The organism is Mycobacterium sp. ML4 (genome assembly GCF_054515735.1).
Genome location: NZ_JBTNSY010000004.1, coordinates 69117 through 94763, shown reverse-complemented (window position 1 = coordinate 94763; position 25647 = coordinate 69117). Strand labels below are relative to the sequence as shown.

Sequence of the window (25647 nt, the reverse complement as noted above, 5' to 3'; positions counted from 1 at the left end):
GCGGCTCTGGCGCAGGTCAGCCAGCGATCGACGGCGACCGCCGATTTCGAACGCGGTCTCGGCATCCTGCTGAGAGGCATTGAAGCACTGGGAAGCGCCAAGGGGACGGCGGTAGACTGAGGCCGTCGTCTTCATCGTGCCCGTTACGCAAGTCCTATACGCCAGAAAGCAGGCAGCAGAAACCACGTGACGCCCCGCGAGACCCGCGCCGCTGATACTGGTGTAGCCAGGCAGACCGACGCTCAAGTTCGCAGTAGCATCGATGTTCCGCCCGACCTCGCGGTGGGCCTGCTCGGTTCGGCCGACGAGAATCTGCGCGCCCTGGAACGCGTCCTGACGGCCAACCTGCATGTGCGCGGGAACACCGTCAGTCTGTCCGGTGAGCCGGCCGATGTCGCGCTCGCCGAACGGGCCGTCTCCGAATTGGTCGCCATCGTCTCCAGGGGCCAGGCGTTGACGCCGGAAGTGGTGCGGCACAGCGTCGCCATGCTGGCCGGGACAGGCAACGAGTCGCCGGCCGAAGTGCTCACGCTGGACATCCTGTCCCGCCGCGGAAAGACCATCCGCCCCAAGACGCTCAATCAGAAGCGCTACGTCGACGCGATCGACGCCCACACCATCGTGTTCGGCATCGGCCCGGCCGGCACCGGCAAGACCTATCTGGCCATGGCCAAGGCGGTGCATGCGCTGCAGACCAAGCAGGTGACACGCATCATCTTGACCCGCCCCGCCGTGGAAGCCGGTGAGCGCCTAGGGTTTCTGCCCGGGACGCTGAGTGAGAAGATCGATCCCTATCTGCGTCCGCTCTATGACGCGCTCTACGACATGATGGATCCCGAGCTGATCCCCAAGCTGATGTCGGCCGGAGTCATCGAGGTGGCGCCGCTGGCATACATGCGGGGTCGCTCGTTGAACGACGCGTTCATCGTGCTCGACGAAGCGCAGAACACCACCGCCGAACAGATGAAGATGTTCCTCACCAGGCTGGGCTTCGGCTCCAAAATGGTGATCACCGGGGACGCCACCCAGGTCGACTTGCCCGGCGGCGCGCAGTCGGGTCTGCGGGCCGCGGTGGACATCCTCGAGGACATCGACGACATCCACATCGCCGAGTTGACCAGCCAGGACGTCGTCCGGCACCGGCTCGTGTCGGAGATCGTCGACGCGTATGCCCGATACGAGGACCCGGGTTCGCGTCTGAACCGGGCGGCTCGGCGGGCGTCCGGCAGCCGCAATCGTCGATGATGAGGGCGTGAGCGTCTCATGAGCATCGAAGTGTCCAACGAGTCGGGCGTCGACGTCTCGGAGGCCGAACTGGTCAGCGTCGCGCGTTTCGTCATCGACCGGATGGACGTCAACCCGGCGGCCGAGCTGTCCATGGTGTTGCTGGACACCGCGGCGATGGCCGACCTGCACATGCGCTGGATGGATCTGCCAGGCCCCACGGACGTGATGAGCTTTCCCATGGACGAGCTCGAGCCGGGCGGTCGGCCCGATGCGCCGGAGCCGGGCCCGGCCATGCTCGGCGATATCGTGCTGTGCCCGGAATTCGCCGCTGAGCAGGCCACCGCGGCCGGCCACAGCCTCGGGCACGAACTGGCGTTGCTGACCATCCACGGCGTGTTGCACCTGCTCGGTTACGACCACGGTGAGCCCGACGAGGAACGAGAGATGTTCGCGCTGCAGGGCCGGTTGCTCGAGGAATGGGTGGCCGAGCAGGTGCAGGCGTATCACGAAGACCGGCAGAACGAGCGGGACCGTCGGCTCCTGGACAAGTCAAGGTACTTCGACCAGCCGTGACAAGCTTTTATCAGCTGCTCGGTGCCATCGTGCTGATCGGTCTGGGCGGGCTCTTCGCCGCGCTCGACGCCGCCGTCAGCACCGTGTCGCTGGCCCGTGTGCAGGAGTTGGTCCGTGACGAGCGGCCCGGCGCGAGATCCCTGGTCAAGGTGATGGCGGACCGGCCCCGCTACATCAACCTGGTGGTGCTGCTGCGCATCGTCTGCGAAATCACCGCGACGGCACTGTTGGTGGTGTATTTCCAGCAGCACCTGAGCGTGGGCTGGGGTTTGTTCTGGGCCGCGGCGATCATGGTGGTCATCAGCTTCGTCGTCATCGGCGTGGGCCCGCGCACCCTCGGTCGTCAGAATGCCTATTCGATTTCTCTGGCGACCGCGCTTCCGCTGCAAGCGATTTCGTGGCTGCTGATGCCGATCAGCCGGGTGCTGGTGTTGTTGGGCAACGCACTGACTCCCGGCCGCGGTTTGCGAAACGGGCCCTTCGCGTCCGAGATCGAGTTGCGCGAAGTCGTCGATCTGGCCCAACAGCGCGGCGTGGTCGCCGCGGACGAGCGCCGGATGATCGAGTCGGTTTTCGAGCTGGGCGACACTCCGGCGCGGGAGGTGATGGTGCCGCGCACCGAAATGGTCTGGATCGAGGGCGACAAGTCGCCGAGTCAGGCGATGGCGCTGGCGGTACGCAGTGGCTATTCCCGGATTCCGGTGATCGGCGAGAACGTCGACGACATTCTCGGCGTGGTGTACCTGAAAGATCTCGTGCGGCAGACGTTCTACTCGACCGAAGGCGAGCGCGGAAGTACGGTGGCGCAGGTGATGCGGCCGGCGGTGTTCGTGCCGGACTCCAAGCCGCTGGATGCGCTGTTGCGGGAGATGCAGCGCGACCGCAACCACATGGCGCTGCTGGTCGACGAGTACGGCGCGATCGCCGGGCTGGTAAGCATCGAGGACGTGCTCGAGGAGATCGTCGGTGAGATCGCCGACGAATACGATCAGGCCGAGACCGCACCCGTGGAAGATCTGGGCGACAAGCAATTTCGAGTCTCGGCGCGGTTGCCGATCGAGGACGTGGGCGAGCTGTACGGGGTCGAGTTCGACGACGACCTCGACGTCGACACGGTGGGTGGGCTACTCGCATTGGAGTTGGGCCGGGTGCCGCTGCCCGGCGCCGAAGTGGTGTCCCACGGGCTGCGCCTGCGGGCTGAAGGCGGCCGCGACCATCGGGGCAGGGTGCGCATCGGCACCGTGCTGCTGAGCCCGGTCGAAACCGAGGAGGACGAGTGACGGCGAGCGTGAACCCACGGCGGAAAATCGCGCCGCAAACCGCCCTGAGTGCACGTTCGGTGGAGGCTGCGACGTGAGCGAGTTCCGTTCGGGCTTCGTGTGTCTGGTGGGTCGGCCGAACACCGGCAAGTCGACCCTGACCAACGCCCTGGTGGGCGCGAAGGTGGCGATCACCTCGATGCGTCCGCAGACCACCCGGCACACCATCCGCGGCATCGTGCACCGGAAGAGTTTTCAGATCATCCTCGTCGACACCCCCGGCCTGCACCGGCCGCGCACCCTGTTGGGCAAACGGCTCAACGACCTGGTCCGCGACACCTACACCGAGGTCGACGTCATCGGACTGTGCATTCCGGCCGACGAGCCGATCGGGCCCGGCGACCGCTGGATCGTCGAGCAGATCCGCTCGATCGCGCCGAAAACCACCCTGATGGTGATCGTGACCAAGATCGACAAGGTCCCCAAGGACAGGGTGGCCGCCCAGCTGGTCGCGGTGAGCGAATTGGCGCCGGGAGCCGCTGAAATCGTGCCGGTGTCAGCGGTTTCGGGTGCACAGATCGACGTGCTGATCGACGTGCTGGCTGCCGCAGTGCCGCCCGGCCCGGCGTACTACCCTGACGGTGAGCTCACCGACGAACCCGAAGAGGTCCTGATGGCGGAGCTGATTCGCGAGGCCGCGCTCGAAGGGGTGCGCGACGAGCTGCCGCACTCGCTGGCGGTGGTGATCGAAGAGGTCAATCCGCGGGAAGGCCGCGACGACCTGATCGATGTGCACGCCGTGCTCTACGTCGAACGGGACAGCCAGAAGGGGATCGTTATCGGTAAGGGCGGCGCCCGGCTGCGTGAGGTGGGTACCGCGGCCCGCAACCAGATCGAGAAGCTGCTCGGCACCAAGATCTACCTGGACCTGCGGGTCAAGGTCGCCAAGAACTGGCAACGCGATCCCAAACAGCTTGGCCGACTGGGATTCTAGCGCCGCGTGCGGTTCACTGCCGAGCGCGGCGACCGGTGAGGCTATCGAAACCATCACGCGTCGTGTCGGATTCGTTTCGGCAGCGAACTTTGTGAGCAGTTTCGCCCCCGGGCCTATCCGCGTCTACGACAAGAGCGGGATCAGTCGCCTTTCACGTACCGCCGCCATCGAGCTCAAAACCGGTCTCACGCGGCGATCCGTTCCACCCGGTCAAATGCCCCGCACCAGGATCGCCAAACGCGATGTGAAGAAACGGGTTTCAGCGTCGAGGCTCGGGCACGCTGTGGACAGGGGGTGTGCTGTCGCCAGTGTTCCACCAAACCTTTGGCTGCTTGGCGGCCCAGCCGCTGAACGCCTCCAGTTCGGCGGCCAGCGAGATCAGCATGCCCTCGCTGTTGGCCGGGCCCATCAGCTGCACCCCGATGGGTAATCCGTCCGAGGTGAATCCCGCCGGCACGTTGATGGCCGGCCAGCCGAGCACGTTCCACGGCCAGGCGTACGGGCAGGCGGCGATGACGGCGCGGTCGGTGGCCACAGTGCTCAACCGGTCGAAGGCGCGCGCCAGCGGCGGGGGCTGCGCGGTGGTCGGTGCCAGTACCACGTCGACGATGTTGAAGATCGATCCCACGCGACGCTGGTCGGCGGCCTCGTGGCGCCGCGCGGCCCGCAATGTCGCCTGCGACAACATGTGGCCGGTGCGCATGTTGGACAGGGTGCGCGGATCCCAGTTGACGTTCTCACCGAGCCGTTCGCCCCAGTCCCACAGGCCCGCCATCGACCTGGCCAGAAAATCCCACGACAGCCGTACGCCGTAGTCCGGGTTGCCCGTCACCACGGTGTGGCCGAGCAGTTCGAGTTGTTCGCCCACCTTTTGTATGGCGGCCAGAATCTCCGGATGCAGCTTGGCCCGGAAGAAGGTGTAGGGAATGCCGGTCGACAATGCGACCTTCAGTGGACCGGGCGCGATGCCGACGTAGTCCGATGCCGACAGGGGGGGCGGCTTGTGCCGATCACCCTCGACGTTGCCGGACGCGGCATCCAGCACCAGCGCCGCGTCGGCGACGGTACGGGCCAGCACGCCGTTGACGGTGAGGCCGTTGAACGACTCCGGCTCGGGCCAGGTGGAGATGCGCCCGCGCTGGGGCTTGATGCCCACCAGGTTCGTCCACGCGGCCGGAATCCGGACGCTGCCCGCGCCGTCGGAGCCGATCGCGGCCGTCACCAGTCCCGCGGCCACCGCTGCTGCGCTGCCTCCCGACGAGCCGCCCGGCGTGTGCCGGCGAGACCAAGGGTTTCGGGTGTGCCCGAAGCCCGGCCCGCTGGTGAACGGCCACTGACCCAGTTCGCACGTGTTGGTCTTCCCGACGATCACCGCGCCGGCGGCTTTGAGGCGCCGCACCACCTCGCTGTCCTGGGCGGCGGGCCGGACATAGCCGTCGGTGCCGTAGGCCGTGGGTACGCCGGCAACATCGACGTCGTCCTTGACCGCGATCGGGATGCCCAACAGCGGCGCTGTGTCGCCGGCGGCACGCCGGCGGTCGGCCGCCGCGGCGTCGGCCAGCGCCGACTCGGTGAGCACCACCCGGAAGGCGTTCAATGTGGACTGGCTCACACCGATGGCGTGCAGCGAACGACGGACCAGCTCGGCGGCCGTGACCTTCCTGCTCGCGAGCTGGTAGAGCAGGTCGGTCAGCGTGGGCAAGCGCTGCTTACCGGAGCCCGAATCGACCCCGGGAGCGAACTCGGAAGCGCCAACCACGGGGTACGAGACTATCGGCGCGGATACCCGTAATGTCGCGGTGGGGTGCAAAACTGTTGTGATGCGGCTATATCGAGACCGGGCTGTTGTGCTGCGCCAGCACAAGCTCGGTGAAGCCGACCGGATCGTCACTTTGCTGACCCGTGATCACGGGCTGGTCCGTGCGGTGGCCAAGGGGGTGCGGCGCACCCGCAGCAAATTCGGCGCCCGGTTGGAGCCGTTCGCGCACATCGACGCGCAGCTGCACCCGGGCCGCAATCTGGACATCGTCACCCAGGTCGTCTCGATCGACGCGTTCGCCACCGACATCGTCAGCGACTACGGCCGTTACACCTGTGGTTGCGCGATGCTGGAAACCGCTGAACGTCTTGCCGGTGAGGAGCGGGCGCCCGCCCCGGCTCTGCACCGGCTCACCGTGAGCGCGCTGCGGGCGGTCGCAGACGGGCGCCGCCCCCGTGAGCTGTTGCTGGACGCCTATCTCCTGCGTGCCATGGCCACCGCCGGATGGGCGCCGGCATTGACCGAATGCGCCCGCTGCGCCACCCCCGGTCCGCATCGCGCGTTCCACGTCGCCGCCGGGGGCAGCGTCTGCGCGCACTGCCGGCCGGCCGGCGCCACCACGCCGCCGCTGGGCGTGGTGGATCTGATGTCCGCATTGCACGACGGCGATTGGGAGGCCGCCGAGCAGTCGCCGCCGGCGCACCGCAGCTATGTCAGCGGACTGGTGGCCGCGCACCTGCAATGGCATCTGGAGCGACAGCTTAAAACACTGCCACTGGTGGAGCGGGTCTACCAGATGGATGCACGGTCTGTGAACCGCGACCAGGCCAGCGCCGGGTTGATCGGGCAGGATAGGTGAGTGTGGCTAAGAAGGCCGAACGACTGAATTCCACGGACTTCCCGCAACTGCCTCCGGCTCCGCCGGACTATCCGACTTTCCCCGACACCTCGACGTGGCCCGTCGTCTTCCCAGAGTTGCCCCCGGCACCCGGCGGAGGGCCGCGGCGGCCACCGCAGCACACCTCGAAAGCGGTCGCCCCCCCGATCCCGGCCGCGCAGATGCCCAACCACGTCGCGATCGTGATGGACGGCAACGGCCGGTGGGCCACCCAGCGCGGGCTGCGCCGCACCGAGGGACACAAGATGGGTGAGGCCGTCGTCATCGACATCGCTTGTGGTGCAGTCGAGATCGGCATCAAATGGCTCAGCCTGTACGCCTTTTCCACGGAGAACTGGAAGCGCTCGCCCGAAGAGGTGAAGTTCCTGATGGGTTTCAACCGCGACGTGGTGCGGCGACGGCGGGAGATCCTGAACGAGATGGGGGTGCGGATCCGCTGGGTTGGCTCGGCGCCGCGGCTGTGGCGCAGCGTCATCAACGAACTGGCGATCGCCGAGGAGGTGACGAAGAACAACGACGTCATCACCATCAACTACTGCGTCAACTACGGGGGACGAACCGAGATCGCCGAGGCCGCCCGGCGGATCGCCGCCGAGGCCGCGTCCGGTCGGCTCAAGCCCGAACGCGTCAACGAGTCGACGATTTCCCGCCACATGCAGCGACCCGATATCCCTGACGTCGACCTGTTTCTGCGGACCTCCGGCGAGCACCGCTCCAGCAACTTCATGCTGTGGCAGGCGGCCTACGCCGAATACGTCTTTCAGGACAAGCTGTGGCCCGACTATGACCGCCGGGACTTGTGGGCGGCCTGCGAGGAGTATGCGTCGCGCAACCGTCGGTTCGGGAGCGCGTGATGGCGTCTTTGCCGGATCGGCTGGCCTCGATACTCGGCGACGTCGTCTCGGTGGAGGCTGAGCCCGACGGCGCGCTCACCGTTCGCCACGCCGGCACATTCGCGTCCCTGCGGGTGGTGACAATCGTCGAGGACCTCGAGCTGATGTCGCTGACGCAGGTACTGGCGTGGGATCTGCCGCTGACCAAGAAGATCCGCGACAAAGTCGCCAGAGAGGCGCGCGAGCTGAATTTCGGCTCGGTGAGCGTGCTGGAGAAGGGCACGAGAGCCGCCAAGACCGGTGACGTGATGTTGCGCTACAACTTTCCCGGCGCCGGCCTGACCGACGACGCTCTGCGCACGCTGATCCTGCTGGTGCTCGATACCGGGGCGCGGATCCGCAGCGAGCTGACCGCTTAACCTGCGCCGAACGTGCGGCTAGCTTCACGCTCGGCGCCCAATGTGCGGCCAGCTTCACGCTCGGCGAAGACTCGACCCAGGGTCAGCGGCAGTCCGCGCAGGTGCCGAAGATCTCGATGGTGTGGCTGACGTCCGAATAACCATGCTTCGCGGCCACCTCGGCGGCCCAAGATTCCACCTCGTGGTCACCGACCTCGATGGTGGAGCCGCAACTGCGGCACACCAGATGATGGTGGTGGTGTTCTGAACACCTGCGGTAGACCGATTCGCCGGTGTCGGTGCGCAACGTGTCGACCAGGCCCGCCGCCGCCATCGACTGCAGGGTGCGGTAGACCGTGGTCAGGCCGATGTTCTCACCGCGTCGGCGCAGTTCGTCGTGCAGCTCCTGCGCCGAGCGGAACTCGTCGAGGGTTTCCAGCAGCGTGGAGATGGCCGCCCGTTGCCGGGTGGAACGAACGCTGGTGTTGGTCATTAGTCGTCCTCAGCGGCATGGGCCACGGCGTCGACCACGATGTGGGCCAGGTGATGGTCTGCGAGCCGGTACAGCACCTCACGTCCGGATCGCTCTCCGGCGACCACCCCGGCGGCCTTCAGGATCTTGAGGTGCTGGCTGACCAGGGGCTGCGGCACCCCGAGCGCATCGACCAATTCGTGCACACAACGCTGCGATTCGCGCAGTTGCAGCACGATGGCGATCCGCACCGGCGCAGCCAGCGCGCGCAGTAACTCACCGGCGGCGTCCAGGATTTCCCTCGGCGGCGGCGTCGGATAGGCAGGGTGCTCCGCAAAATCGTCAGCGATGTGCTCGTGATGACCAGCCAGTTCGTCATCGGCGGTAGGTGTCGTCGGCGATGTCACCGTGGGGAGTCACCTTCTTTGGAAGATCGAGGCTGCGGACCGCTCCGGGCGCGGCGGTCGGCACCTGCCAGCGGCTGCCCTCCACTGTCACATGCATGATGATGCATGTCAAAGACCCCCACGCCGATCGCTACCATGACTGATGATTTGCGGGCAGTAATCATCGCCGCCCGTCTCCGCCAGATCCTCCGAAGGGAGCGCACACCCCCGTGGCGTCCGTCATCGAAACCGTAGTCAACCTGGCCAAACGGCGCGGCTTCGTCTTTCCCTCAGGTGAAATCTACGGCGGCACCAAGTCGGCCTGGGACTACGGCCCGCTCGGTGTGGAGCTCAAGGAGAACATCAAACGACAGTGGTGGCGCTCGGTCGTCACCGGGCGGGACGACGTCGTCGGGCTCGATTCGTCGATCATCCTGCCGCGTGAGGTGTGGGTGGCATCCGGTCACGTCGAGGTTTTCCACGACCCCCTGGTCGAGTGCCTCAACTGCCACAAGCGGCACCGCCAGGACCACATGCAGGAGAACTACGCGGCGAGGAAAGCGAAGGGCGATCCCGCTATTGATCCAGATTCGGTGCCGATGACCGAAATCGTCTGTCCCGACTGTGGAACCAAGGGCGAGTGGACCGAACCACGCGAGTTCAACATGATGCTCAAGACCTACCTCGGCCCGATAGAGACCGAGGAGGGACTGCACTATCTGCGTCCGGAAACGGCGCAGGGCATCTTCGTCAACTTCGCCAACGTGGTGACGACCTCGCGTAAGAAGCCCCCCTTCGGTATCGGCCAGATCGGCAAGAGCTTTCGCAACGAGATAACCCCGGGCAACTTCATCTTCCGTACCCGCGAGTTCGAGCAGATGGAGATGGAGTTCTTCGTCGAACCGTCCACGGCCAAGGAATGGCACCAGTACTGGATCGACACCCGGCGCCAGTGGTACATCGACCTCGGCATCGACCCGGAGAACTTGCGGCTCTACGAGCACCCCAAAGAGAAGTTGTCGCACTACTCCGACCGCACCGTCGACATCGAGTACAAATTCGGTTTCCAGGGCAACCCGTGGGGTGAGCTGGAGGGCGTCGCGAATCGGACCGACTTCGACCTGTCGACTCACAGCAAGCATTCCGGAACCGAACTGTCGTACTACGACCAGGGCACCGACGTCCGTTACACCCCGTACGTCATCGAACCGGCAGCGGGCCTGACCCGCTCGTTCATGGCGTTCCTCGTCGACGCTTACACCGAGGACGAGGCGCCCAACGCCAAGGGCGGGATGGACAAGCGCACCGTCCTGCGGCTGGACCCGAGGCTCGCGCCGGTCAAGGCCGCGGTGCTCCCGTTGTCCCGGCACGCCGACCTGAGCCCGAAGGCGCGCGATCTGGCCGCCGAGCTACGCAGGTCCTGGAACATCGAGTTCGACGACGCCGGCGCCATCGGCCGGCGCTACCGGCGGCAGGACGAGGTCGGCACGCCATACTGCGTGACCGTGGACTTCGACTCGCTCGAGGACAACGCCGTCACCGTGCGCGAGCGCGACGCCATGACGCAGGAGCGGGTCGCTATCGACAAAGTCGCCGACTATTTGGCCGTGCGCCTCAAGGGCGCCTGACGGGTCGTACGACGGCCGCGGCGGCTGCGCGTGTCGCTTGCGGTAACGCGCTGGCGCGCGGTTGAGAATAACCCCCAGAGGAGGGGCTTTCGGCGATGAATTTTCTGGTGTTGCCACCTGAGGTCAATTCGTGGCGGATGTTTTCGGGTGCGGGGCCGGGGCCGTTGCTGGCGGCGGCGGCGGCGTGGTCGGGGTTGGCCGATGAGTTGGGGGCGGCGGCGGATTCGTTTGCGTCGGTGACGTCGGATTTGGTGGATGCTGGCTGGCAGGGTGCGGCGGCGCGGGCGATGGCGGCGGCGGCGGCGCCGTATGCGGGGTGGTTGGGTGCGGCGGCCGCGCGTGCTGCGGGGGCGGCGGGGCAGGCCGGTGCTGTGGTGAGTGCGTTCGAGGCGGCGCGGGCGGCGACGGTGCATCCGGGGGCGGTGGCGGCCAATCGTGATGCGTTGGTGCGGTTGGTGTCCTTGAATGTGTTTGGTCAGAATGCGCCGGCGATCGCTGCCGCTGAGGGTGTGTATGAGGAGATGTGGGCTGCTGATGTAGCGGCGATGGTGGGGTATCACGGGGGGGCGTCGGCGGCGGCGGCTCAGTTGGCGTCCTGGCAGAGCGCCTGGCAAGGTGCGCTGCAGGGTGTGCTGAGCGGCGGCACACGAGCCGCGCCCGCGGCCGTCAGCGACCTGATACTGAACCTGGGACTGGGCAACATAGGCTCGTTCAACCTCGGCAGTGGCAACATCGGCGGCCTGAACCTGGGTAGCGGCAACATCGGCAACCTCAACCTGGGCAGCGGGAACTTCGGCGACTACAACCTGGGTGGCGGAAACATCGGTACCGGCAACCTGGGCAGCGGCAACGCCGGGGATTTCAACCCCGGCAGCGGTAATTTCGGTGCCGGCAATCTGGGCAGCGGCAACATCGGCAGCCTCAATCTGGGCAGCGGCAACTTCGGCACCGTCAACCTCGGCAGCGGCAACAAGGGCGACCTGTCGTTGGGCAGCGGAAACGTCGGCACTTTCAACATCGGCAGCGGGAATTTCGGCGGCAGCAACATCGGCTTCGGAAACCTGGGTTCCGGCAACATCGGGTTCGGGAACAACGGCAACGACAACATCGGTATCGGGCTCACCGGCAACGGCCAGCGCGGCATCGGAGCGCTGAACTCGGGCGCCGGGAACTTCGGCCTGTTCAACTCGGGCAACAACAACATCGGCTTCTTCAACTCCGGCGACGGCAACGTCGGCTTCTTCAACTCCGGCAACGGCAATACCGGTTTTGCCAACTCGGGCAGTTTCAACACCGGCTTCTGGCATTCCGGCGATTCCAACACCGGCATCGGCAGCGCCGGCAGCGGCAACTTGGGGTTCTTCGATGCCGGTAACTCCAACGCGGGCAGCTTCAACGTGGGTACCGAAAGCACCGGTTTCGGCAATTCGGGAGCCGGAAACACCGGGTTCTGGAACTCCGGAAATTCCAACACGGGTTTCTTCAACGCGGGCAGCGTCAACACCGGCCTCTTCAACGCGGGCGACACCAACACCGGCGGCTTCAACGGGGGCAACCTCAACACCGGATTCTTCAGCGCAACTGACCAGCCCGTCGCCAACTCCGGTTTCGGCAACCTGGGAACCGGAAACTCCGGCTGGGGTAATGGCAATCCGAGTGGAAATTCGAACTCTGGTTTCTTCAATTCCGGCAGCGCTAACTCAGGTTTCTCCAACTCCAGTCCGGTGCTGCTCCCGGGCTTCAATTCCGGCTTCGCAAATATCGGCACGAACAATGCGGGGATAGCGAATTCGGGTAATCGCCTGGCCGGTTGGTCCAATACCGGCAACGATAGCTCCGGGATTCTGAACTCGGGTGACGCCAACTCCGGCGGGTTCAATTCCGGAACCGGACTGTCGGGTTTCTTCCGCTGACGCACATGCTGAGAGGCGTTTGACGATGAATTTTCTGGTGTTGCCGCCTGAGGTCAATTCGTGGCGGATGTTTTCGGGTGCGGGGCCGGGGCCGTTGCTGGCGGCGGCGGCGGCGTGGTCGGGGTTGGCCGATGAGTTGGGGGCGGCGGCGGATTCGTTTGCGTCGGTGACGTCGGATTTGGTGGATGCTGGCTGGCAGGGTGCGGCGGCGCGGGCGATGGCGGCGGCGGCGGCGCCGTATGCGGGGTGGTTGGGTGCGGCGGCCGCGCGTGCTGCGGGGGCGGCGGGGCAGGCCGGTGCTGTGGTGAGTGCGTTCGAGGCGGCGCGGGCGGCGACGGTGCATCCGGGGGCGGTGGCGGCCAATCGTGATGCGTTGGTGCGGTTGGTGTCCTTGAATGTGTTTGGTCAGAATGCGCCGGCGATCGCTGCCGCTGAGGGTGTGTATGAGGAGATGTGGGCTGCTGATGTGGCGGCGATGGTGGGGTATCACGGGGGGGCGTCGGCGGCGGCGGCTCAGTTGGCGTTCTGGCAGAGCGGCTGGCCGGCTGCATTGCGCGATCTGCTTGCGCTGCAAGGACTTTCGAGCCTGAAGGATGAGTTCCGGACGACGTCGGCACGCGCCCAAGCCGCAGCCGCGGCCGCGGCCGCCGGCATCGTGCCCGCCCCACTGCAGGGCATCAACCTTGGTCTGGGGAACATCGGTTCGCTGAACGTGGGCAGCGGCAATATCGGTGACACCAACCTGGGCAGCGGCAATATCGGCAGTTCCAATCTCGGCAGCGGCAATATCGGGAACGCAAACCTGGGCAGCGGCAACACCGGCGATACCAACTTCGGTAGTGGCAATACCGGCAACCTGAACCTGGGCAGCGGCAATTTCGGCAGTCAGAACCTGGGTGGTGGGAACATCGGTAGCGCCAACCTGGGACTGGGCAACATCGGCAACACCAACCTCGGCGGCGGCAATATCGGCAGCACCAACGTCGGCTCCGGAAACAACGGCTCGCTCAATGTCGGTAGCGGCAACTTCGGCAGCGGCAACTTCGGCTTCGGAAACACCGGCAGCGGTAACGTCGGTTTCGGTAACACCGGCAACAACAACATCGGGCTCGGACTCACCGGTGACAACCAATTCGGCTTCGGCGCACTCAATTCCGGTAGCGGCAACGTCGGTCTGTTCAATTCCGGTACCGGCAACGTCGGTTTCTTCAACTCCGGCACCGGCAACGTCGGCTTCGGCAACTCCGGCGTCGGCAGCTTCGGGTTCGGTAACTCCGGCGACGTCAACACCGGCTTCTGGAACGCCGGCGACACGAACACCGGCGCCGCCAACGCCGGCGCCGGCAACTTCGGTTTCTTCGATTCCGGGAATTTCAACGGCGGCAGCTTCAACTCCGGCTCGTCGAACACCAGCTTCGGAAACTCCGGGAACGTCAACAGCGGATTTCTCAATGCGGGTGATGTCAACACGGGCTTCGCCAACGGGGGCAATGTCAACACCGGCTTCGGAAACGCCGGCGACACCAATACCGGGGCCTTCAATGCCGGCGGCCTCAACACCGGAATCTTCAGCGCGGCAACCCAGGCCGGACCCAATTCGGGCTTCTTCAACGTCGGCACCGGCAACTCGGGTTTCGGCAATAACGACCCCGCGGGCAGTGGCAACTCCGGCTTGCAGAACTCGGGATTCGGCAACTCGGGCTACGTCAACACCAGCACCACGCTTGCCTTGGGCGGCAACTCGGGCATTCTCACCACCGGATACGGCAACGCGGGTATCTACAACGCGGCGGTCCAGAATGCGGGGTTCTTCATCGCGGGTGTCACGAGTTCCGGAATCCTGGTCTTCGGAACCGGCAGCTCAGGCCTGCTGGTTTCGGGTGACGGTGTCGCGGGAATCCTCAAAGGCTTCGTCTGACGCCGGCAGCGACCATTCTGGAATGCCGTTTTAGTGGCATATTCTCGGATAGCGATGCACCCACATTATTGCAACATTGTTGTCGAATAAGTTGACAATCAACTGGACAGCTGTCCAGTCACGCCGCGGGTGCGGCTTCCCTTATCAAATTCATCAAGACGGATTGGCCAAAACTACAGACTTTCACTGTGATCTGTCTTACGATCCGCCCATGGGCTGTTTCGCAGCGCGAGCGGTCCCATCTGAGTCGGAGCGGCTTGCTGGTTTGGGGTTGTGATGTTTCTGGACTTTGCATGGTTGCCGCCGGAGGTCAACTCCGCGCGGATTCATGGTGGAGTGGGGTCCGGCACGCTGCATGTGGCGGCCGCCGCGTGGGAGGGTCTGGCCGCTGACCTGTCCGCGTCGGCGTCGTCGTTCAACGACGTGATCGTGAGTCTGGCCGGTGGGCCTTGGGCCGGTCCGTCGTCGGCGGCGATGGCGGCCGCCGCCACACCGTATGTGGGGTGGCTGGGAGATGCGGCGGCTCAGGCGCAGCTGGCGGCCGGTCAGGCGCGGGCGGCGGCGTCGGCGTTCGAGTCGGCGTTGACCGCGACGGTGCATCCGGCGGTGGTGACGGCCAATCGGACGTCCCTGCTGACGTTGATCGCGACGAACTTCCTGGGATTGAACACTCCGGCGATTGCGGCCAATGAGTTCGATTATGTGGAGATGTGGGCCCAGGATGTCGCCGCGATGGTGGGTTATCACGGGGGTGCGACGGCGGTCGCGGCCAGCCTGACGCCGTTCGCGCTGCCGCCGGTGGACCTGGTCGGGTTGGCGGCCAACGTCGGGGCCGGGTTCACCGGGTTGGCGACTTCGGCATCGGCAGCGATCAGCCCGGCCGTGCAGGGCACGCTCTCGGCGGTGCCCGCCCTGGTCACCGGGGTGCAGTCGGCGGCGTCCGCCCTACCGCTGCAATCACTTGCTTCAGTGGCCCAGCTTGGGGCGATGCCGGCGAGCATGCTGATCGGCCCGCTCGTGCAAGCAGGGCAATCGGCCACCGCGAGCACGGCCGGACTGGTTGGGGCAACGGAAGCGGGCTTGGCGGACGCGCCTAAGTTCGTCGGCGACCTCGCCCCCGCGGCCAAGGGGCTGGGCGGGGCCGGGCTGGGCGCCGGAATGGCAGGCGATCTCGGCAAGGCGCACCTGGTCGGCGCGATGTCTGTGCCGCCCACCTGGCAGGGTTCGGTGCCCAAAGCAATGGGCAGTTCGGCCATGTCGGGTCTGGGTGCGACGCCCAACCCGGCAGCGCTGGCACAGGCCGCGGGAGGCTCCGGCATGGGCATGATGCCGATGCCGATGGGTATGGGCGGCGGCGCAGGAGCAGGTATGCCCGGCGGCATGATGGGGCGTGGCGGAGCAAGCCCGCATGTAGTGCAGAACCGGCCCAGTGTCGTCCCGCGGACCGGCGTCGGATAAGACCAGCGACCATCGAATTCTGACTTTTTATTTCTGAGGAAAGGACATCAAATTGGCTACTCGTTTCATGACCGATCCGCACGCGATGCGGGACATGGCCGGACGTTTTGAGGTGCACGCCCAGACGGTTGAGGACGAGGCGCGTCGCATGTGGGCGTCCTCGCAGAACATCGCCGGCGCCGGCTGGAGCGGTCTTGCTCAGGCGACCTCGCTGGACACCATGGGCCAGATGAATCAGGCCTTCCGCAACATCGTGAACATGCTGCACGGTGTGCGCGACGGGCTGATCCGCGACGCCAATAACTACGAGCAGCAAGAGCAGGCGTCCCAGCAGATCCTGAGCAGTTAGAGAGGTCCCGGACGATGACGATCAATTACCAGTTCGGGGATGTCGACGCGCATGGTGCGCTGATCCGCGCACAGGCCGCCAGCCTGGAGGCCGAGCACCAGTCCATCGTTCGCGATGTGCTTGCGGCGGGCGACTTTTGGGGCGGCGCCGGTTCGGTTGCGTGCCAGGAGTTCATCGCCCAGTTGGGCCGTAACTTCCAGGTGATCTACGAGCAGGCCAACGCTCACGGCCAGAAGGTCCAGAGCGCCGGCAGCAACATGGCTCAGACCGACAGCGCCGTCGGGTCCAGCTGGGCGTGACCCTCGACCGGGCTGAGGAACCCGGCGATGACAGATGAATGACACACAGTGGCAGGTCTCAGACACCGAAGCACAGCGCAGTGCCTCATTGGTGTCACGAGCCGGTCACAAAACCGAATACACTGAACAAGTAACTAAGTCGATTTCGCGTGCGAATACCTGAATGCAGCCAGTTTGGCCAAAGCCCAGACTGCTGCGGAGGATTGTTTTACGATCCGATATAGGCGGGCCCGCAGGTCGGGTAGACGAATGTTGGTGCCGTGGACGCGGCTGGTTGAGTTGGGGATGCGATGTTTCTGGACTTTGCGTGGTTACCGCCGGAGGTCAACTCGGCGCGGATTCATGGTGGAGTGGGATCAGGTCCGCTGCATGTGGCGGCCGCGGCCTGGGAGAGCCTGGCCGCTGATCTGTCCGCGTCGGCGTCGTCGTTCAACGGCGTGATCGTGAGCCTGGCCAGTGGGCCATGGGCCGGTCCGTCGTCGGCGGCGATGGCGGCCGCCGCCACACCATATGTGGGGTGGCTGGGAGATGCGGCGGCGCAGGCGCAGCTGGCGGCCGGTCAGGCGCGGGCGGCGGCCTCGGCGTTCGAGGCGGCGATGAGCGCGATAGTGCATCCGGCGGCGGTGACGGCCAACCGGGTGTCGTTGATGACGTTGATCGCGACGAACTTCCTGGGGTTCAATACTCCGGCGATCGCGGCGACCGAGTTCGACTACATGGAGATGTGGGCGCAGGACGTGGCCGCGATGGTCGGTTATCACGGTGGCGCGACGGCGGTCGCGGCCAGCCTGACGCCGTTCGCGCTGCCGCCGGTGGACCTGGCGGGGTTGGCGGCCAACGTCACTGGCCTGGCGACGACGGCCTCGGCGGCGATTAGCCCGGCGTTACAAGGCGTGGTGTCGGCGGCTCCCGGAATCGTGGCCGGCGCGCAGTCGGCTGCGGCGGCTTTGCCGATTCAGTCGATCGCATCGTTGGCCCAGCTCGGGGCGATGCCCGCCAGCATGCTGATCGGCCCGCTGATGCAGGCCGGCACCTCAGCGACCAGCACGGCCGGACTGGCCGGCGCATCGACGGCCGCGGGGCTGGTGGACGCGCCGAAGTTCGTCGGAGACGTCAATCCGATGAAGGGCCTCGGCGGCGGTGCAGGACTGGGCGGCGGGATGTCCGCAGGGCTGGGCAATGCCCGCTTGGTGGGTGCGATGTCGGTGCCGCCTACCTGGCAGGGTTCGGTGCCCAAGGGAATGGCCAGCACGGCGATGTCGGGTCTGGGCGTCAACGCCGCCGAGATGGCGCAAGCGGCGGGAGCCGCCGGTGCGGGTGCCGGTGGCGGCATGCCGATGATGCCGATGCCCATGGGCGGCGGCGGCGCTGGAGCGGGTATGCCCGGCGGCATGATGGGCCGTGGCGGTGCGAGCCCCCACGTGGTGCAGAACCGGCCCAGCGTGATCCCGCGGACCGGCGTCGGATAGGCCGCTTGATCTCAGGCGCGGGTGACGTACGGGGGTTGCGTTGCCCGCGTCTTTTTCGTGCCTGTCTCTATTGAGTTGGGTTGTGCTGCACTGTGATCGGCCGTTCGGTTAGGCGTGGCCGAATCCCCGCGTCAGCAGAAAGACGCCGAGCAACCCGAGCACGAACGCGAATACCTGCTTCCGGCGGGCCTTTGCCCACCGGTTCACCGCGGCCATCACGCGATCGGTCTGTGCCGGTGCCGCCAGCTGACTGACGAGGGGAAGTTCGACGAAGGTCAGTGCGACCAGGGTGTACACACCCGCTGCGCAGACCTGGGCGCCGATAGCGGCTCCGGAAGCCAGGATGGCGGTCAGTGCGGCCAGGAACCGGAAGTCCACCAGCATTCCCACGCCCAGAGCGAACGCCACCCCGATCGGCCTGGCCTGCAAGGCATTCTGGGCGCGGGCGGACCATGTCGAAAGGGTCGCCGCCGACGACCGGTGGGTGCTGTGACCGTCGGGCAGGCCCGTTCGCGAGGGCCCAGACGGTGGAAACCCGATCGCTGTCCCCGCGATGAGCAGAGCGAACACGCCCATCCCGATCTGGAGATGGCCGGCGGTCGGGGTGGCGGCCGCCAGTTGCACCCGGTGCATCGTGGTGAGGGCGACGTCGCGCAGGCCGAACAACACACCGGCGGCGAGGACGATGCTTATCGCAACGCCGCCCAGCCAGAAGGCGAGCAGGGCTCTGGAAGCCCGTGGGCGAGATGACAACGCAACGCTAACACCGACCCGTATCGGGTCCACAGTCGCCACAAGAGCTAACACCAGCACCGTGAGCCACATGGCATCGGAGGCTACAACGTGGTCGAGGACCGCGGAAGACGTGCGCGACCGTCTATTTTGCGGCCGGCTGAGCAAAACGTGCGACGCCAATCTTTTCTGGCGCCGGAATAAGAACGTCGCCGCCGCCGACAGTATCGGCAACCGGCCGCGCGGGGCGCTGACCTCGCAGGATCCTGCGGCCATGATCGTTGTGGCGGTGACCGAAATGGCTTTCTGAGGGATCGATCAGGAATGCGGGAATATCTAAATTTTTTCGCCGCCACCATTTATGCGCCGTTTTTCCGCCGACGGCTGGGCCCGCCGGCGGGCACGACCCGGTTGCCGTCCGGCGCGTGGTGCGCCGGGCGGCCTGCGACAACGGTCTCAGGATCCGCGCATTCGCATGACGACCGGAACACATTTCCGAATGTGATTCCAGAACCGGAACCGGTGTTGCCGGCAATTCCGTGCCGTCTGCCGATCGCCATTTATGCGGATTCGAGAAACTCCGGGACCCGTGGACTCTCGAGCATTCCATCGGCAAAGGCGCGCTGCCGATATTTCGACCCGGCGAACCGATTCAGCACGACACGCCGGTCGACGTGCCCGGGCTGATTGCCCGCGCATCTATACCGTGATCAGCAAACGGCGCGAGTAGCCTCCTGGAGGGCGTGTGGGGACCGAACACCCGGTCGACGGAATGACCCGTCGGCAGTTCTTGGCGAAGGCCGCCGCCGCCACCACCGCGGGTGCGTTCCTGGACCTGGCGGGTCCCATTATCGAAAAAGCCTATGGTGCGGGTCCGTGCAGCGGCCATCTCACCGACATCGAGCACATCGTGTTGTTGATGCAGGAAAACCGGTCGTTCGACCACTATTTCGGCACCATGTCCGGCGTCGCGGGCTTCCAGGACCCCAGTGCGCTGCCCGGCGTTTTTCAGCAGAAGGGCTGGAACCCGGCCACCCAGGCAAACGACCCGGCCGGGGTCACGATGCCGTTCCGCTTCGACACCACCCGGGGCCCGCTGGTGGCGGGAGAATGCGTCAACGACCCGGACCACAGCTGGATATCTCAGCATCAGTCGTGGAACAACGGCGCCATGAACGGCTGGTTGCCGGCCCAGGCCGCGTTCAGCGCGGTACAGGGCAACGTGCCGGTGACCATGGGTTACTACACGCGAAACGACCTCCCGATTCATTACCTGCTCGCCGACACGTTCACCGTCTGCGACAACTACCACGCCTCGTTGCTGGGCGGTACCACTCCGAACCGGCTGTACTGGATGAGCGCGTGGATCGACCCGGCAGGTACGCAGGGCGGGCCGGTGATCCTGGAACCGAACATCCAACCGCTGCAGCATTACAGCTGGCCCATCATGCCGGACAACCTGGAAGCCGCAGGCGTGAGTTGGAAGGTCTACCAGAACAAGCTGCTCGGTCCGCTGAACAACACCGTCATCGGCTACAACGGCTTGGTCAACGATTTCAGGCAGGCAGCCGATCCCCGTTCTAATCTGGCCCGCTACGGCGTAGCCCCCACCTACCCCCTGGACTTCGCCTCCGACGTCAGGAACAACAGGCTGCCCAAGGTGTCGTGGCTGTTGCCGGGCTTTCTGCTCTCGGAACACCCGGCCTTCCCGGTCTCGATCGGTGCCGTCGGAATCGTCGACGCGCTGCGGATACTGCTGTCCAACCCGGCCCTCTGGGAAAAGACCGCGCTGATCGTGAACTACGACGAAAACGGCGGCTTCTTCGACCACGTCGTCCCTCCGACGCCTCCGCCAGGCACCCCGGGCGAGTTCCTCACGGTGGCCGATATCAATTCGGTGCCCGGTTCGGGCGGAATTCGTGGACCGATCGGACTGGGGTTCCGGGTCCCGTGCATCGTGATTTCGCCCTACAGCCGCGGGCCGTTGATGAACCACGACACCTTCGACCACACCTCCACGCTGAAGTTGATCAGCACCCGCTTCAATGTGCCCGTCCCGAATCTCTCGGCATGGCGAAACGCGACGGTCGGCGACATGACCTCGACCTTCAATTTCGCCCAGCCGCCCAACCCGTCGAAGCCGAACCTGGATCACCCGCGCCTGCAGGCTTTGCCCAAACTGCCCCAGTGCGTGCCGAACGCGATATTGGGCACGACGACCAAGACGTCCATTCCCTACCGGGTGCCGTTCCCGCAAATGATGCCCACTCAGGAAACCCAGCCGGCGCGGGGTATTCCCAGCGGTCCCTGCTGACCCGGCGACAATCGCCGAACGCCAGGGGATCGGTGGCGATCGCGCGTGGTGCCCGGTCTGAGTGCGCGGGCGAGGTGACCGCGCGAACCGTGGGGAGCCACCGAAACTCCTTCGGCTCAGCCCGATGTCAGGGACGGCAGCTGTCCGCTGGCTGCCACGGCGGAGCCCACGGCAACCGCGTTGCGCCGCACGACATGGCGGTCGGCCCGGGGTGGGAGGTGCAGACGGGACGAATACGGCGTTTGAGCGACACGAAATCCGGCATTTGGCTGAAATTCGTCGCGGGATTGTCTTACGATGCTCGTGCTCGGGTGCATACCATGGAGCATGAAGTTGTGATTCGGCACTGAAAGGGGACAGGCGTGCTTTTGCCTCTTGGTCCACCCTTGCCGCCCGATTCTGTGGCGGCAAAACGGGGCGAGTCAGGCATGCTCGGCGGACTATCCGTTCCGCTCAGCTGGGGTACTGCTGTCCCACCGGACGACTACGACCACTGGTCGAAGGAGTCTGAATCAGGTGTCGAAGAGGTCGTCGTGGTGCCAGGTGCGGTCGATCCGGAACCGATCGAACAGGGCAACGACGAGTGGGATGAGTGGGCGGAGTGGAAACAGTGGGAAGCGGAGAACGCTGAACCTCGTTTCGAGATGCCACGCGGTAACAGCGTGGTCCCGCATTCGCCGGCAGCCGGATGAGAGAAAGGGACAGACTGTCGATGTCTACGGGTGATTAACGGTTCCGGACAGTCCGGACCCGGTGATCACATCAATCAAAACTGGTTGAGATTTCCAAGCAATCCACGAACCCAAAGGAGATAGCCAAGATGGCAACACGCTTTATGACTGACCCGCACGCGATGCGGGCCATGGCGGGCCGCTTTGAGACCCACGCCCAGACCGTCGAGGACGAGGCCCGTCGCATGTGGGCGTCCTCGCAGAACATCGCCGGCGCCGGCTGGAGCGGTCTCGCTCAGGCGACCTCGCTGGACACGATGGGCCAGATGAACCAGGCCTTCCGCAACATTGTGAACATGCTGCACGGAGTGCGTGACGGACTGATCCGCGACGCCAACAACTACGAGCAGCAAGAGCAGGCTTCGCAGCAGATCCTCAGCAGCTAGCCCGATGGCGGCGAAAGCCGCTGCAGCTTAAAAACTTTCACAAACTAAGGAGACCAGTTCAATGACCATTAACTACCAGTTCGGTGACGTCGACGCGCACGGCGCGTTGATCCGCGCGCAGGCCGCCAACCTGGAGGCCGAGCACCAGGCCATCGTTCGCGATGTGCTGGCTGCCGGTGACTTCTGGGGCGGCGCCGGTTCGGTGGCTTGCCAGGAGTTCATCGCCCAGTTGGGCCGCAACTTCCAGGTGATCTACGAGCAGGCCAACGCTCACGGCCAGAAGGTCCAGAGCGCCGGCAGCAACATGGCGCAGACCGACAGCGCCGTCGGGTCCAGCTGGGCCTGAGAGAAGTTCTCGGTTCGCGGCGGCGCACCGGCTTCAGCCCGGTGCGCCCGTCGTGAATCACCTGAACTGACAAGCTGCGCACGCCCGCCACCGGTGGGCGTGCGCAGTTTTTTGTGGGACGGGTTCGGCTCAGAACCGCCCGCCGCCACCCATGAAGCCACCGCCGGACGACCCACCCGACGACGATCCGCCGAACGACGTCGGGCTCCACCCTCCGAATCCGCCGCGCAGACCTCCGCTGAGCAGGTCGCCGATAATGATGCCGCCCAGCATCGCGCCGGTGTCGCCTCCGCTGCGACGGGCGTAGGCGCGCTGGGCCGCCTGCACGTCGGCATTGGCCAGCGACTGCGCTTGAGCGGCCAGAGTGGAAGCGCCGTTGGCATACGCGATTGCTTCGGGCAGATTGGACGACTTGCGGGCGTGTGCGGCTTGTAGTTGACGCCGTGCCTCGGCCAGGCGGGTCCGGGCTTCGGGCCCTATGCTGCCGCGCCGGGTGTCGATGTACTCCGACACCGCGTTCACTCGCGCTTCCGCCGTGAAGAGCGCCTGGTCGAGAGACCGGGTGAGCCGTTCGGCGTTAGCCTGCTCCTGCGCCACCGTCGTCAGCATCCGGTTGAGCTCCGCGTCGGCCTTGGTCAGTCGGGCGAACGCGGCCAACGGGTCGGCGGTGCCTTTGGCGCTGCCGGAGTCGTCCAGCGCCCGTGCCGCCGCGTCGCGCGCGGCGATCAACTCGCCGGTGTGCGCCGACCTGTTGCCCTGGGTCTTCTGCAACTCCTCATTGGCACGCTTGATGGCCATTTGGACGTCGGCCAGCACCGACGGCAGATTTGCCACCGCGTGCCGAATATCATCGGCTGCACTGTCCACCGCGTCCAGCAGGGAGCGTGCCTGCCCGAGAGCGGATTCGGCGGCACGCACCGCGTCCACCAAGCGGCTCTGCTGTCCGCTGACGGCCTGCCCGGCCAGCTCGCGCGCCACGCCTATGTTGCGGTCGGCGAATTCCAGGCGCTCCTTGGCGGTGCTGACGTTGCTGGAAACCGAATGGAGAGCGGCAGCGCCGAATTCGGTGTGCAACTCGGTCAAGTGCTGTTCCGCCGGGTCGATGCGGGTGGTGAGTTCGACGTACTGCCGGGTCAGCGCGTCGAGCCGGTTCGGGGCGTTGATCACCAGGTCACGCAGCTGCTCGAACGCATCTGTCTGCGACTCCAGTTCGCGGTCGGCGTCGGCTGCCGACACGATTACCCGGGTGAGCATCTCACGACGCTGCGCGGGCGTCTCGGGTGCGCTGTCGTCGAGCTGTTGACGCACCGTGAATGCTTGCGACAGAGCGGCTTTGGCATTGTTTACCGCCTGGATGAAGGGTGCGGTGCGCTGTTCGCCGAACTCCTCGATCGCCAGCGCGAGTTCGTTGGAGCTGGTGCGCACCGCATTGTCGACCTCCACGACCTTCGACCGGGACAAGTCGTCGAGGATGTCCAACGGAATCTCTGCCAGTGCCGCCGCATCGGTGGGATCCACCCGCCGGGCCGCCGCAACCGCGTCGGCGCGGCGCCGGCGCGCCCGACGGCGCATGACGAACAACAGAATCAGCACCGCAAGGACGATGATGCCGAGTGCGCCCAGCAGCAGATAACGACCCGTCGAACTCGGCGATTCGTCGAGGCCGTTGGCCGCGGCGATCGCCGCAGCACTCCACTGGGCATTGCGCAGCGCGGGCTCGATCTGGTTGTGCCGCAGGTTGTCGACTTGACTCGGGGTGACCCCCTGCATTCCATTCGGCACCAGGAACGAGTACGCCCGGCCGGTCGTGGACACCGCCAGCAGCGCGTCGTAATTGCCCAGATCGCTGGTCCGGAAGGTGCGTTGGCCCCAGTTCTCAGCGCTCTGGCCGGAGAAGTTGTCGACATAGACCACCCAGAGACGGATGTGCCGGTCGGCGTAGAGCCGGTCGACCGCGGCAATGACGGCGGCACGATCGGAATCGCTCAGCACGCCGGCATTGTCGGTGACGTAACCGGCCAACCGGAAGGGTGGCTGGGCAGTGGCGGGGGGCGCCAGCAGCAGCCCCCCGCCGAGCCCCACGGTCACCATGGTCAGGAACACGCCGATCAGGCGAGCAATGCGCATACCGCTCATTAAACTGCGGCAGCCATCGACTCAGCGACGGCGGTGCCCGGTGTACGGATTAAGCCGGACCGCCGCCGCTGGCCCCCAGGGTGCGCTGCATGTCTGCCTTCATGGCGACCAACTGCGCGTTCCAGTAACCCCAGGCGTGCTGGCCGCTGCCGTCGATGTTGAACGTGGCGTTGTGGCCGCCGGCGGCGTTGTACGCGTTCTTGAAGTCGACGTTGCTCTGCAACACCACCTGCTCGATGATCTGGCCCGGCAGGCTGCCACCGCCGCCCAACTCCGACGGGGTCCCATTGCCGCTGTAGATCCACAGGCGCGTGTTGTTGCCGGCCAGCCTGCCGGCCTGCACCGTGGGATCGTGGCGCTGCCAGCCCGGCCCGCCGGACGGGCCCCACATGTCTTCGGGGTTGTAGCCGCCTTCGTCGTTCATGGCCAGCTTGATCAAGGTGGGCCCGTTGCCGCTGGAGGGAGTCAGGTACGCCGACAGCGCGCTCGCATAGGCGAACTGGCCCGGGTGATAAGCGGCCAGGATCAGTGCCGACGATCCGGACATCGACACGCCGACCACGGCGTTGCGCGTGGACCGGACACCCTTGCCCGCCAGGAAGCCGGGCAGCTCGCTGGTCAGGAAAGTCTCCCACTTGTAGGTGGCCCCGTTGGCCGACCCATACCAGTCGGCGTAAAAGCTGGAGCGGCCGCCGACCGGCATCACCACCGATATGCCCGAGCCCTGGTATTCGTCGAATGCGTTGGTCTCGATATCCCAGCCGTTGCGGTCATCGCGGGCACGTAAGCCGTCCAGCAGATACACCGCCGGCGCCCCGCCCTGCTGGAACTCGACGGTGATGTTGCGGCCCATCGCGGCCGACGGAACCTGCAGGAACTCGGGCGCAGCGGCCCGGGCGGTCGGTTCACTGCCCGTGATTCCCAGCAGGCCGGGCAGCGCGGCCGTTGCGACCGCCGTAGCCGTCAGACGACGCATCCAGCGCCTCTTGATCTCATTCATGTGTGACTCCTGTTATCCGCGGGACCTGTGGCCCAGCGGCTCGCCATGGTTGCCCGTCGCCACCCGACTGGATCACGGCACGAACGATGTGCGTTCCGTCCCGCTGGCTTTCTGCAACCGTGGATCCGACCCAGTGACCGAGTTGTTACCCATAACCAGGCGGTCTAAC

26 protein-coding genes are annotated in these 25647 nt (G+C 65.8%); 19 read left to right on the top strand and 7 right to left on the bottom strand.

Features of this window, described 5'->3' with window-relative positions; all coding sequences use genetic code 11:
- Positions 1-186: 186 nt before the first annotated feature.
- The 4 genes from ACX9NE_RS05650 (at position 187) to era (ending at position 4053) form a co-directional block, all read left to right on the top strand.
- Positions 187-1245: a PhoH family protein gene (locus tag ACX9NE_RS05650; protein ID WP_459360780.1), complete on the top strand. Its 1059-nt coding sequence runs from the start codon at positions 187-189 to the stop codon at positions 1243-1245.
- 18 nt (positions 1246-1263) lie between these two features.
- Complete coding sequence (gene ybeY / locus ACX9NE_RS05645) at positions 1264-1800, top strand: rRNA maturation RNase YbeY (protein ID WP_459360781.1); 537 nt, start codon at positions 1264-1266, stop codon at positions 1798-1800.
- A complete protein-coding gene (locus tag ACX9NE_RS05640) occupies positions 1797-3080 on the top strand; it encodes a hemolysin family protein (RefSeq protein WP_459360782.1) in 1284 nt (427 codons plus the stop codon). Before ybeY ends, ACX9NE_RS05640 begins: the two co-directional genes overlap by 4 nt.
- A gap of 73 nt (positions 3081-3153) precedes the next feature.
- Entirely contained in the window at positions 3154-4053 is a 900-nt protein-coding gene (gene era / locus ACX9NE_RS05635; RefSeq protein WP_459360783.1) for a GTPase Era, read from the top strand.
- 259 nt (positions 4054-4312) lie between these two features.
- On the opposite strand, the gene ACX9NE_RS05630 is transcribed toward era, so the two are convergent.
- The gene (locus tag ACX9NE_RS05630; protein WP_459360784.1) at positions 4313-5812 is read right to left on the bottom strand and encodes an amidase; all 1500 of its coding nucleotides are present in this window, start codon (positions 5810-5812) and stop codon (positions 4313-4315) included.
- Between the two features lie 61 nt (positions 5813-5873).
- On the opposite strand from ACX9NE_RS05630, the gene recO reads away from it, so the two are divergent.
- The 3 genes from recO to ACX9NE_RS05615 are packed head-to-tail and all read left to right on the top strand — an operon-like array spanning position 5874 to position 7962.
- Positions 5874-6671 (top strand): DNA repair protein RecO, encoded by a 798-nt coding sequence (gene recO / locus ACX9NE_RS05625; RefSeq protein WP_459360785.1) that lies wholly within the window; start codon positions 5874-5876, stop codon positions 6669-6671.
- Positions 6672-6673: 2 nt separating this feature from the next.
- Positions 6674-7564, top strand: coding sequence for a decaprenyl diphosphate synthase (locus tag ACX9NE_RS05620; protein WP_459360868.1), 891 nt, complete (start codon positions 6674-6676; stop codon positions 7562-7564).
- Complete coding sequence (locus ACX9NE_RS05615) at positions 7564-7962, top strand: hypothetical protein (RefSeq protein ID WP_459360786.1); 399 nt, start codon at positions 7564-7566, stop codon at positions 7960-7962. Before ACX9NE_RS05620 ends, ACX9NE_RS05615 begins: the two co-directional genes overlap by 1 nt.
- Positions 7963-8044: 82 nt before the next feature.
- On the opposite strand, the gene ACX9NE_RS05610 is transcribed toward ACX9NE_RS05615, so the two are convergent.
- From ACX9NE_RS05610 to ACX9NE_RS05600, 3 genes are read right to left on the bottom strand one after another with little or no spacing between them, the layout of a single operon-like run.
- Positions 8045-8434 carry a Fur family transcriptional regulator gene (locus ACX9NE_RS05610; RefSeq protein WP_459360787.1) on the bottom strand — a complete coding sequence of 130 codons (390 nt, stop codon included), beginning with the start codon at positions 8432-8434 and terminating at the stop codon, positions 8045-8047.
- Positions 8434-8820, bottom strand: a complete 387-nt coding sequence (locus ACX9NE_RS05605; protein WP_459360788.1) for an ArsR/SmtB family transcription factor — start codon at positions 8818-8820, stop codon at positions 8434-8436. Before ACX9NE_RS05605 ends, ACX9NE_RS05610 begins: the two co-directional genes overlap by 1 nt.
- Positions 8789-8917: a hypothetical protein gene (locus ACX9NE_RS05600; protein WP_459370697.1), complete on the bottom strand. Its 129-nt coding sequence runs from the start codon at positions 8915-8917 to the stop codon at positions 8789-8791. Before ACX9NE_RS05600 ends, ACX9NE_RS05605 begins: the two co-directional genes overlap by 32 nt.
- Before the next feature lie 112 nt (positions 8918-9029).
- Between ACX9NE_RS05600 and ACX9NE_RS05595 the strand changes: the two genes are divergently transcribed.
- The 7 genes from ACX9NE_RS05595 (at position 9030) to ACX9NE_RS05565 (ending at position 17833) form a co-directional block, all read left to right on the top strand.
- Positions 9030-10427, top strand: coding sequence for a glycine--tRNA ligase (locus ACX9NE_RS05595; RefSeq protein ID WP_459360790.1), 1398 nt, complete (start codon positions 9030-9032; stop codon positions 10425-10427).
- Between the two features lie 95 nt (positions 10428-10522).
- Positions 10523-12340, top strand: coding sequence for a PPE domain-containing protein (locus ACX9NE_RS05590; RefSeq protein WP_459360791.1), 1818 nt, complete (start codon positions 10523-10525; stop codon positions 12338-12340).
- Between the two features lie 25 nt (positions 12341-12365).
- Entirely contained in the window at positions 12366-14258 is a 1893-nt protein-coding gene (locus ACX9NE_RS05585; RefSeq protein WP_459370696.1) for a PPE family protein, read from the top strand.
- Between the two features lie 276 nt (positions 14259-14534).
- Positions 14535-15716, top strand: coding sequence for a PPE family protein (locus ACX9NE_RS05580; protein WP_459360792.1), 1182 nt, complete (start codon positions 14535-14537; stop codon positions 15714-15716).
- 52 nt (positions 15717-15768) lie between these two features.
- Entirely contained in the window at positions 15769-16065 is a 297-nt protein-coding gene (locus ACX9NE_RS05575; protein WP_459360793.1) for a WXG100 family type VII secretion target, read from the top strand.
- A gap of 14 nt (positions 16066-16079) precedes the next feature.
- Positions 16080-16364: a WXG100 family type VII secretion target gene (locus ACX9NE_RS05570; protein ID WP_459360794.1), complete on the top strand. Its 285-nt coding sequence runs from the start codon at positions 16080-16082 to the stop codon at positions 16362-16364.
- 290 nt (positions 16365-16654) lie between these two features.
- Complete coding sequence (locus ACX9NE_RS05565) at positions 16655-17833, top strand: PPE family protein (RefSeq protein ID WP_459360795.1); 1179 nt, start codon at positions 16655-16657, stop codon at positions 17831-17833.
- A 108-nt stretch (positions 17834-17941) separates the two neighbouring features.
- On the opposite strand, the gene ACX9NE_RS05560 is transcribed toward ACX9NE_RS05565, so the two are convergent.
- A complete protein-coding gene (locus tag ACX9NE_RS05560) occupies positions 17942-18658 on the bottom strand; it encodes a GAP family protein (protein WP_459360796.1) in 717 nt (238 codons plus the stop codon).
- Here ACX9NE_RS05560 and ACX9NE_RS05555 point away from each other — a divergent pair.
- The 5 genes from ACX9NE_RS05555 to ACX9NE_RS05535 all read left to right on the top strand — a co-directional run bounded on the left by ACX9NE_RS05555 (position 18657) and on the right by ACX9NE_RS05535 (position 22342).
- Positions 18657-18875, top strand: coding sequence for a hypothetical protein (locus tag ACX9NE_RS05555; protein WP_459360797.1), 219 nt, complete (start codon positions 18657-18659; stop codon positions 18873-18875). The two genes, ACX9NE_RS05560 and ACX9NE_RS05555, sit on opposite strands and share 2 nt — an antisense overlap.
- Before the next feature lie 462 nt (positions 18876-19337).
- Positions 19338-20879 (top strand): phospholipase C, encoded by a 1542-nt coding sequence (locus ACX9NE_RS05550; RefSeq protein WP_459360869.1) that lies wholly within the window; start codon positions 19338-19340, stop codon positions 20877-20879.
- Between the two features lie 362 nt (positions 20880-21241).
- Complete coding sequence (locus ACX9NE_RS05545) at positions 21242-21571, top strand: hypothetical protein (RefSeq protein WP_459360798.1); 330 nt, start codon at positions 21242-21244, stop codon at positions 21569-21571.
- Between the two features lie 128 nt (positions 21572-21699).
- Positions 21700-21996, top strand: a complete 297-nt coding sequence (locus ACX9NE_RS05540) for a WXG100 family type VII secretion target (protein WP_459360799.1) — start codon at positions 21700-21702, stop codon at positions 21994-21996.
- A gap of 61 nt (positions 21997-22057) precedes the next feature.
- Positions 22058-22342, top strand: coding sequence for a WXG100 family type VII secretion target (locus tag ACX9NE_RS05535; protein ID WP_055579135.1), 285 nt, complete (start codon positions 22058-22060; stop codon positions 22340-22342).
- 129 nt (positions 22343-22471) lie between these two features.
- Here ACX9NE_RS05535 and ACX9NE_RS05530 read toward each other — a convergent pair whose 3' ends face one another.
- Positions 22472-24469, bottom strand: a complete 1998-nt coding sequence (locus tag ACX9NE_RS05530; RefSeq protein ID WP_459360800.1) for a TPM domain-containing protein — start codon at positions 24467-24469, stop codon at positions 22472-22474.
- A 58-nt stretch (positions 24470-24527) separates the two neighbouring features.
- On the bottom strand, positions 24528-25478 hold the full coding sequence (locus ACX9NE_RS05525; RefSeq protein ID WP_459360801.1) for an esterase family protein: 951 nt from the start codon (positions 25476-25478) through the stop codon (positions 24528-24530).
- Between the last annotated feature and the right edge of the window lie 169 nt (positions 25479-25647).

Bases quoted from the DNA above. Each gene is read 5' to 3' on its own strand.
- ACX9NE_RS05555 (WP_459360797.1), top strand. From the start codon at position 18,657: ATGGCATCGGAGGCTACAACGTGGTCGAGGACCGCGGAAGACGTGCGC.
- ACX9NE_RS05535 (WP_055579135.1), top strand. From the start codon at position 22,058: ATGACCATTAACTACCAGTTCGGTGACGTCGACGCGCACGGCGCGTTG.
- ACX9NE_RS05610 (WP_459360787.1), bottom strand. From the start codon at position 8,434: ATGACCAACACCAGCGTTCGTTCCACCCGGCAACGGGCGGCCATCTCC.
- ACX9NE_RS05540 (WP_459360799.1), top strand. From the start codon at position 21,700: ATGGCAACACGCTTTATGACTGACCCGCACGCGATGCGGGCCATGGCG.
- ACX9NE_RS05565 (WP_459360795.1), top strand. From the start codon at position 16,655: ATGTTTCTGGACTTTGCGTGGTTACCGCCGGAGGTCAACTCGGCGCGG.
- ACX9NE_RS05585 (WP_459370696.1), top strand. From the start codon at position 12,366: ATGAATTTTCTGGTGTTGCCGCCTGAGGTCAATTCGTGGCGGATGTTT.
- ACX9NE_RS05570 (WP_459360794.1), top strand. From the start codon at position 16,080: ATGACGATCAATTACCAGTTCGGGGATGTCGACGCGCATGGTGCGCTG.
- ACX9NE_RS05550 (WP_459360869.1), top strand. From the start codon at position 19,338: ATGACCCGTCGGCAGTTCTTGGCGAAGGCCGCCGCCGCCACCACCGCG.
- ACX9NE_RS05590 (WP_459360791.1), top strand. From the start codon at position 10,523: ATGAATTTTCTGGTGTTGCCACCTGAGGTCAATTCGTGGCGGATGTTT.
- ACX9NE_RS05560 (WP_459360796.1), bottom strand. From the start codon at position 18,658: ATGTGGCTCACGGTGCTGGTGTTAGCTCTTGTGGCGACTGTGGACCCG.
- ACX9NE_RS05600 (WP_459370697.1), bottom strand. From the start codon at position 8,917: ATGCATGTGACAGTGGAGGGCAGCCGCTGGCAGGTGCCGACCGCCGCG.
- ACX9NE_RS05615 (WP_459360786.1), top strand. From the start codon at position 7,564: ATGGCGTCTTTGCCGGATCGGCTGGCCTCGATACTCGGCGACGTCGTC.
- recO (WP_459360785.1), top strand. From the start codon at position 5,874: ATGCGGCTATATCGAGACCGGGCTGTTGTGCTGCGCCAGCACAAGCTC.
- ybeY (WP_459360781.1), top strand. From the start codon at position 1,264: ATGAGCATCGAAGTGTCCAACGAGTCGGGCGTCGACGTCTCGGAGGCC.
- ACX9NE_RS05530 (WP_459360800.1), bottom strand. From the start codon at position 24,469: ATGCGCATTGCTCGCCTGATCGGCGTGTTCCTGACCATGGTGACCGTG.
- ACX9NE_RS05580 (WP_459360792.1), top strand. From the start codon at position 14,535: ATGTTTCTGGACTTTGCATGGTTGCCGCCGGAGGTCAACTCCGCGCGG.
- ACX9NE_RS05525 (WP_459360801.1), bottom strand. From the start codon at position 25,478: ATGAATGAGATCAAGAGGCGCTGGATGCGTCGTCTGACGGCTACGGCG.